Genomic DNA, 6874 nt, shown 5'->3' with positions numbered 1-6874 from the left:
CCTGAACAGCTCCAGTCAATTCTGGGTGGGAGAGAACTTCGGTAAGGACGAGAGGCATCACTGTGCGGTGTATCTTTGTCTTGCTATCCAACTACGGCTCCCACATGGGACCCATGATAATTGCCAGTTACCCGTTTTAGTGGTGTGTAAATCACCCGAATACGGACACCGGGCAAAATAACAGTAATTGTATGTATGTCTGACGCTCGCCGTGAGTATTAAGACGGAGGCCGGCGCAACATCGCAGTATGCACGGCTAGGCGATGTTTAGAAAGGGGGGGAGTTCCCCTGTTGGCAGCAGGGGCCGCTTGGGAAGGGACAGGATGGCACCTGTCCGAGGAAGTCTCCTATTCCTCATTTCTTCCGAAGTGGTCTTAATGGTTGCGGTGGTGAGAGTCATCTCCGGCTTTCGCCGATAACCCTCTCTGCTGTCTCTGAGACGGCCGATTATCCGATTCCGGCCGTAGCGTTGAGCACGTGCGCGGAGAGCGCACTATGCAGGACCACCCGGCTCATGGAGGTGTGCCAGCGGCGTGAGTCGCTTCGCTGTCGTTGGCTGTTCCAACTGTAGCCAACACTGGGTCATCGAGGATGCCGTCAGTAGTGGCGCTGCTAGCACTCGTGAGTGCCCCCGGTGTGGGAGTCAGCATTCAGATGGCCAGTTGCGACGTCGAGCAAGAGCTGACACGTGGGAGAATGCTGTTGAGCAACGGGCGGCGCTTCTCGCGAATACTCGGAACGCTGGCGCTGAGTTCGACGAGGTTGGCCACTACGCCAATCTTGAAGAGGAATGGGACCGCGATCTCGTCGGCCGACCACTCGGCGTACAGGTGCTTACAGGTGCCTTCGCAGACGATCAGCACCTCGACACAACGAATCGAGAGACATCCAACAACACCGATCAGAGCTCTCGTCAGCTTGGAGATCTCCGCTGTGATGAGGACGCGGGTCTCTGGGTGGTTCAGCAGTACCCGGCCGTGTCGTCTGGGACAGTACGCCTCGACAAAGAGAGCCGACCAGGTGAACTCTGGCGGCGTCTTGTTGGGGTCCTCGAAGCCGATATTGCGCTCGCCGTGCGCGAACTCGTCGGTGGTGTCGCAGATGGGGCCGCCTGGCAGATGCTTGAATCGATTATCGACGATCAGCTCGGGACAGTCGACCGAGAGGCGCTTCCAGACGCAGAGAGCCTCAACGGGTCGATCGTTGCGTCGACGCTGTTGAGCCTGTGTAAAGACGTCGAGTCCGAGCAGCATCAGCAGGCGCTCGAACTGCTCGAGAGCTTTGGGAGCTCGGAGTTCGGCCCGCTTGGCATCGGGTTTCCTGGTGAGCTTGAGGATGTTCGCCGAGTTGTGAAGCCGTTGCTCGCAGCCGCAGAACATACGCCAACACTCACCGTGCGGATCGATGAGTCATTCCGGGAGATCGGCCACGCCGACCAACGCCGGCAAATGGTCCAGCTGCTCAGTTGGCTTGGCCACGGTGTGGACGTCCGGATTGTGTTTGAGTCGTCCATCTGGATGCGGCGCTTCGCTTGGAGTTACGATCCGGAGATCGATGTCGACGAACTGGATGGGAACGTCCCGGACGTGGCAGCGTTCGATGTGAGTTCACAATGCGATACAGGCCAGCGCGCTCACGGAACCGTCGACGACCACGTCGCGGCTGCATGTGAGGCGCTTGAGATGGACGGTGAGGTTGTCGCAACCCTCGACCGTATTGGTGCGGAAGCTGGCCAGACAGCTGGCTACGAGACGCTCTACGAGGCTGCCCCGTACGATGACCCCGACCAGTCTCGGAACAACGTCGCGTACCACCTCCGACAGCTTCGCGAACACGAACTCGTGACGGATCGTATCGCGACCAGCGACGGGAGCAAAGTCGCAATTCGCCCGGCTGGCGTGCGTTTTCCTCGAAGAAATCGGCCGATCTGGAACGCGACAAAAACCCCTTCAGAATTTTGTGAGTCGGACCGGAAAATCTGACGACAATGTGGAGTCTAGACCCGCGCACACACGTGAGGGGGGGACCGGCTGGAGCCGCGACCGCCTCCCAGCACTCCACACTATCCAACCGCTTTCTCGCTCTACGTATCAGGCCGCCGTTGCGGCGACCCCCGAGAATGGCGTCGCAACTGTCGATGCGGCGGTCTCTGAGTGGGACGATCGAGCAGCTCCCCGCCGCTACACGGACTGGGAAAATGATCGGCTCGCTGTGGCCGCCGAAGTCGACAATTCGATGCAGTGGGCAGTCTGTACTGCTCGTTCGTTGGGTGATGGGTTTGTCTGGGACAATCTGCTAACTGACGAGCGACTCGACGAGAGTAGTGATTTCCGCCGACTGCTCCAAGAGGCACCCAATATCCTACAGAACAGTGCGTGCCTCGGGTGGATTGCTGAAGAAGACGAACTCGTCGACGATGTCGATGAGTTTGGCGACCGCATACAAGCTGTTCTCGAGGAGATTTGCGAGATGACGCGGGACATGACTCACGGCGAGTACCGCGAGTACAACTCTCGAACGGCGTTTCGGACGAAGATTCTCACTGAGTCACTCGGCGTGATTGGCGTAATGACCCGGTTACTGGACTTCGCCGGCGTGGACATCCTCCGAATCGGTCGGATGCCCCGGTTCAAGAGCGATTTTGCCGATGAGAAGCTCTCAGCTATCGCGAAGTTCGTTGGAATCAACTCGGCGATTGCGTCGAAATACGGGATGGCGTCGGTGTTTCGGCAACTGTTTGAGGATCGTGACGAGGTCCTCCGGTGGTCACTAGATGTCGATGTCAACGCCGCAGAGCCGTTCGGTGAGCTCATCGGCTCGTGGTGTCTGTTTGCTGATTACGGCGACCGCCAGGAAGTGTTCGCTGAGAAGCTTCGATCCAACGTCTCGCCGAGGGACATCCGGGATGATGCCCCCGAGATCGGTGTCCGCGTCCCCGTCCAGACGTCGACGAGTCGAGCCCAGTACCGCGACCTTCTTGACACAGCACTTGAAAAAAAGAACCTCCTCACAACTCCAGAGGCGGTATCGGTGCTCCACGGGCTGTGTCGGTCACCGCTAGCAATCGCGAACGGCGTCGCCCGAGCGCTAGAGCCGGAAGCCGAGACGCGACATATCCGGTCTGTAGAACTCCGACGCATCATCGCAGCACTGTCCCCAGAGCAGGTACTCCGGAATGCGTCGTCGACGCCGCGAAAGGCCCTCGTGGCACTCGCGGGCGCTGAAGAATTCCTGACGCAGTCAGCACTCGCCGAGAGAGCCGGCGTGTCGGCTCGCTCGCTTCGTGACCACCTCCCTGACCTCGTTGATACTGGAATCGTCGCGATGACGGATGCTGGCTACCGGCTCCAGCTGTCGTTTGCGGAGACGGATCGGGACGACGGAGAACTTCCTGAACGGTATCAGGATATCTACCCGCAATGGGTGAGTGATCCGACTGTCAGCAACGACGTCCACGCCGCGGCCGGAGCGTTACGGACAGCTCGGTGTCATCATGGGCCAGATGGACCAGTTCCACCGAAGGAAATCGGGTTCGCTGGCGATGTCTTGCTGGAACTCACAGAGCCATGGCCGTTACTCGATGAGGTGCTGCCAGCGCTGTGGGCAGTGACTGCGAGAGCGTGTTATCGAGAGGACGCTGCTGTCGCTGGTGGTGCCCTTGTTGAACGCGAGACTGAGATAATGGGGAGACGCCCGCGTCAGCTGAGCCTCCAAGAAGCAACTACTGGGGAGCTTGTCGGATGAGTTCTAGAGGAATTGAGGCGTCTGTCACCGGTGATTTGTGGGGGCTTGGTATACTGTTCTCGCCATCATATCTCTTGACGAGATTGTTGGGCCACTCATGCTGTTCCTAGGGTGTCATAGAAGAGTTGCCACGACATTCATTTCGTGAATTTACAGCCGAATCAGCCGATAGAACGCGCTTGCTGACTGACCATTACGTGATCTCGTCAATCAGCTCAAACCCATTTTTGAACCGCACACGATTCTCGAACCCGTGGGCGTCGAGTGTCGCAACAACCGCCTCGCCGGCGTCGATGTCGGTCGTCACGATACAGACCAGACCGCTATCCGCTTCGAGCCTTTCAACTGCGGCCGCAGCAAGCGCGGTGTCAGCCTTTTCGATCCGATCCTCGCTTCTTTTCGAGGATCGAGCGATGTACGACCGAACGTCGTCCATCACTTGTGACACGGTGCCGTTCGTGTAGTCAGGCTCGTCGGCGACTGTAACCCAACCGGCATCAATGGCGCTATTGATCGGAGTCTGTCCCGGCGTACTTCGCCTCGGCGCACCACCGAGCTCGTCGTAGACTCGCTGCGGAATGACAAATGTGAGATCGTTCCGTTGAGCAAAGCGTTCGAGAGCCGTGTACTTGTTGTTCTGTTGGCGACCACACGCGATGAACAATCCTGTATCCGCGATCCACGTCACCGAATTCTGCAACGGGTTGAACGGCTCACTCATCGCTCTCGTAGTCAGGCTTCAATCGTCGGATTCTCATTAGCGTCCCGAATCTCGTCAAAATAGGGATCGACCGATTCCATATCGAGGACGACGTCTCGTAGTGCCTGTAACACGGCAATTGCGAAGGCGTGCTGAAGGTCGAGTTCCCGGGCTGCAACTCGCTCCGACATGTTCCCGTTGGCGTACGGTATCGCATACGTTAGGGCGGCAGCGAGCTTTCCGAGACCGTCTCTCTCGATGAGGAGATTGAGGTCCTGATCCCGAGGCGATCGGCCGAACGCTTCGATGAGCGTCGGCGTGATCGTATACTCGTCTCCCCCGAGATTTGCCGAGAGAGTGATCGGGACTGCTGAATACGTGTGTGTTTTCTGGCCCTCATCTCGAGTGAGGACCTTGAGCTCAACGAGCGAGCCGGCATCCGAATACGCTGTCGTCCGGGGAATCTCCAATTCATCGACAATGTCGTCGATAGTGACCTCCTCTTGCCGGAGCACGAAGGTGTAGAGCCGCGCCAGTCGTGGCTCTTCCAGCAGCTGTGCAACTGACAGCAGGCCGTTGACGGCGCGTTCGGGGTCTCCAGCTGCCTTCGACATACAATTCATAATTCATGTACTAGATAATAGTGTTTGGGATTGCCGAATCGGACGTGATACTTCGGACACCCTGTGCCGAGCGATTCGTGAGTCCTCTGTATTGACCGATCTGGCCTGCTAGCCTTTCGAGGAGTTTCTGTTTGGGATCTGCGTGGTCTCTTCAGCATACACTAGATTACCACCTCAGAGTAGCGCGAAACGCGAGATTTAGATACGTTGACTAGCTACAACTCGTGATACCTGATGGTCGAAATTTCTGATTCGCTTCGCACTGTGTTTAGTGCTCAAATCGAAGAACGTGACGGCTCATATATTGTGGATGTCCCCGCGAGTGAAATCGAACACGACGCGCTTGCTGCCGACGAAACGTATCGCGTCGCGATCTTGAAATCAGAATCCTCGACAAGCAAGAAGACTCAGGAAGAGCAACCCCAATCGGCTGCGCAAGAACCAACTCCGACGTCGGACGGTCCTCCCGTAGAGGAAGGTGAAGTCCGGGACGTGACGATCGAGACAACTGGTGATCAAGGTGACGGCATTGCGAAGGTTGAACGCGGCTACGTCGTGATCGTCCCCGGCGGACAACCAGGTGATGAGCCGTCGGTCGAGATCGAGCAAGTCAAAGAGAACGTCGCGTTTGCTAGTATCGTCGAACGCGACTCACGGGCGCTGTAACGTCGTTTTAGTAGCAACTGTCTATTTGACTGGGATCGTTGGAACCACGACTATCCTGATCCACCCTACTCGCCTCCTGGCTTCCCGATGTACTCCGATTTCATCGTCCCGTTTTCACGATAGTAGCGATAGAGATACGGACCGTGCATATCCGCGGGATTTCCGCTAGCGCACTTGCAGCTGTCGTCGCCACAGGTGACTTTCTCTTTGACGACGGTCCCGATTCCTGCGCTATCGGACTCGTCGACGGGCTCGGCAGCCTCGGGAAGCTCGTCAGTGTCGACCGACTGGTCGCGATACTCGATGAGCGCCTCGACGTAGTTCCGTATCTCATGGAGTGTTTCCGTGTCCTGTTTGGGGAGCCCCTCTGCGAGATACTTCGGGAGCGAGGCAGGTGGTGACGGCTGCTCCATACCTTATGTAACAATTGGAGCCATGTTAGCGTTCGGGTGCTACATAAGGTATTGAACCTTCTCTGCCAACCGTGACCACCTCAGCAATTACTCGAGATCGTAGGCCGCAATTTCGTGAGAGCCACACTGTGGACACTCATCGATGTCCTTCTCCACGCTGTACCCACAGTAACGGCACTCGTGGTGCGTTGTCGATGACGGCTCGAGACTGACGATCTGCCGGATGAACTGTTTACTAAGCATGGGTGGGGTCAACGATCTCGCCACAGCCGGGGCATTCGGCCCATACGCCAGGGTCACCGCCAGCGGTCTCATAGTGGATGATTGCGTGCCGACTCGTGACTGTTTCGCCGCAGAACGAGCAGTCGCCACGGACTGTCTCTGGGTCATCAGGGGTCATTCTCACGAGTTCACGAGCTACTTCGAGGGGGAGAGGGAGCGTGTGACTCTGTCTTGGAGCTGGTCCGGTCGGTGGGACCGACCCTGCTCTGCTCCCTCACCTCAAAATTTGAGACTCTGTGACTTATAGTTCGGGCGAGCGGAGTGAAAGTACTTCTCTAGGACGGCTACATGACCACGGTTCGCGAGTGGCCACTACGCAGCTACGATTTCTAGTGACGATGTGTTAGATACCATTCGTCTTTAGCTAAGACTCACACCTCGGTTGTGTAGCGGTAGCAAGTGTCTCTTGTAAGATCGGTCGTTGTTGATGGATCTTCTGAGCGTCC

Annotated in this window: 7 protein-coding genes; 3 read left to right on the top strand and 4 right to left on the bottom strand. The window is 57.3% G+C overall.

Going from position 1 to position 6874, the window contains the following annotated elements:
* The first annotated feature begins 533 nt into the window (after window positions 1-533).
* Both J2751_RS15665 and J2751_RS15660 read left to right on the top strand, forming a co-directional pair.
* The gene (locus tag J2751_RS15665; protein ID WP_321168754.1) at window positions 534-1982 is read left to right on the top strand and encodes a DUF5817 domain-containing protein; all 1449 of its coding nucleotides are present in this window, start codon (window positions 534-536) and stop codon (window positions 1980-1982) included.
* 229 nt (window positions 1983-2211) lie between these two features.
* On the top strand, window positions 2212-3744 hold the full coding sequence (locus J2751_RS15660) for a hypothetical protein (protein WP_245202886.1): 1533 nt from the start codon (window positions 2212-2214) through the stop codon (window positions 3742-3744).
* A 193-nt stretch (window positions 3745-3937) separates the two neighbouring features.
* Here J2751_RS15660 and J2751_RS15300 read toward each other — a convergent pair whose 3' ends face one another.
* Together J2751_RS15300 and J2751_RS15295 are read right to left on the bottom strand one after the other, a co-directional pair.
* The gene (locus tag J2751_RS15300; protein WP_094521150.1) at window positions 3938-4465 is read right to left on the bottom strand and encodes a hypothetical protein; all 528 of its coding nucleotides are present in this window, start codon (window positions 4463-4465) and stop codon (window positions 3938-3940) included.
* A gap of 11 nt (window positions 4466-4476) precedes the next feature.
* On the bottom strand, window positions 4477-5058 hold the full coding sequence (locus J2751_RS15295; RefSeq protein ID WP_209487308.1) for a DUF7437 domain-containing protein: 582 nt from the start codon (window positions 5056-5058) through the stop codon (window positions 4477-4479).
* A 243-nt stretch (window positions 5059-5301) separates the two neighbouring features.
* Here J2751_RS15295 and J2751_RS15290 point away from each other — a divergent pair, with 243 nt between their 5' ends.
* Window positions 5302-5733, top strand: coding sequence for a TRAM domain-containing protein (locus J2751_RS15290; RefSeq protein WP_209487306.1), 432 nt, complete (start codon window positions 5302-5304; stop codon window positions 5731-5733).
* A gap of 65 nt (window positions 5734-5798) precedes the next feature.
* Here the strand turns inward: J2751_RS15290 and J2751_RS15285 are convergent, their stop codons facing one another.
* Together J2751_RS15285 and J2751_RS15950 are read right to left on the bottom strand one after the other, a co-directional pair.
* A complete protein-coding gene (locus J2751_RS15285) occupies window positions 5799-6146 on the bottom strand; it encodes a DUF6788 family protein (protein WP_209487304.1) in 348 nt (115 codons plus the stop codon).
* Window positions 6147-6381: 235 nt separating this feature from the next.
* Complete coding sequence (locus tag J2751_RS15950; RefSeq protein WP_449405244.1) at window positions 6382-6546, bottom strand: DUF7837 family putative zinc-binding protein; 165 nt, start codon at window positions 6544-6546, stop codon at window positions 6382-6384.
* Window positions 6547-6874: the final 328 nt, after the last annotated feature.

The organism is Halorubrum alkaliphilum, assembly GCF_017873815.1.
GTDB lineage: Archaea > Halobacteriota > Halobacteria > Halobacteriales > Haloferacaceae > Halorubrum > Halorubrum alkaliphilum.
Note: the sequence above shows the minus strand (reverse complement) of the source record. Positions and strands in the feature narration are given on the sequence as shown.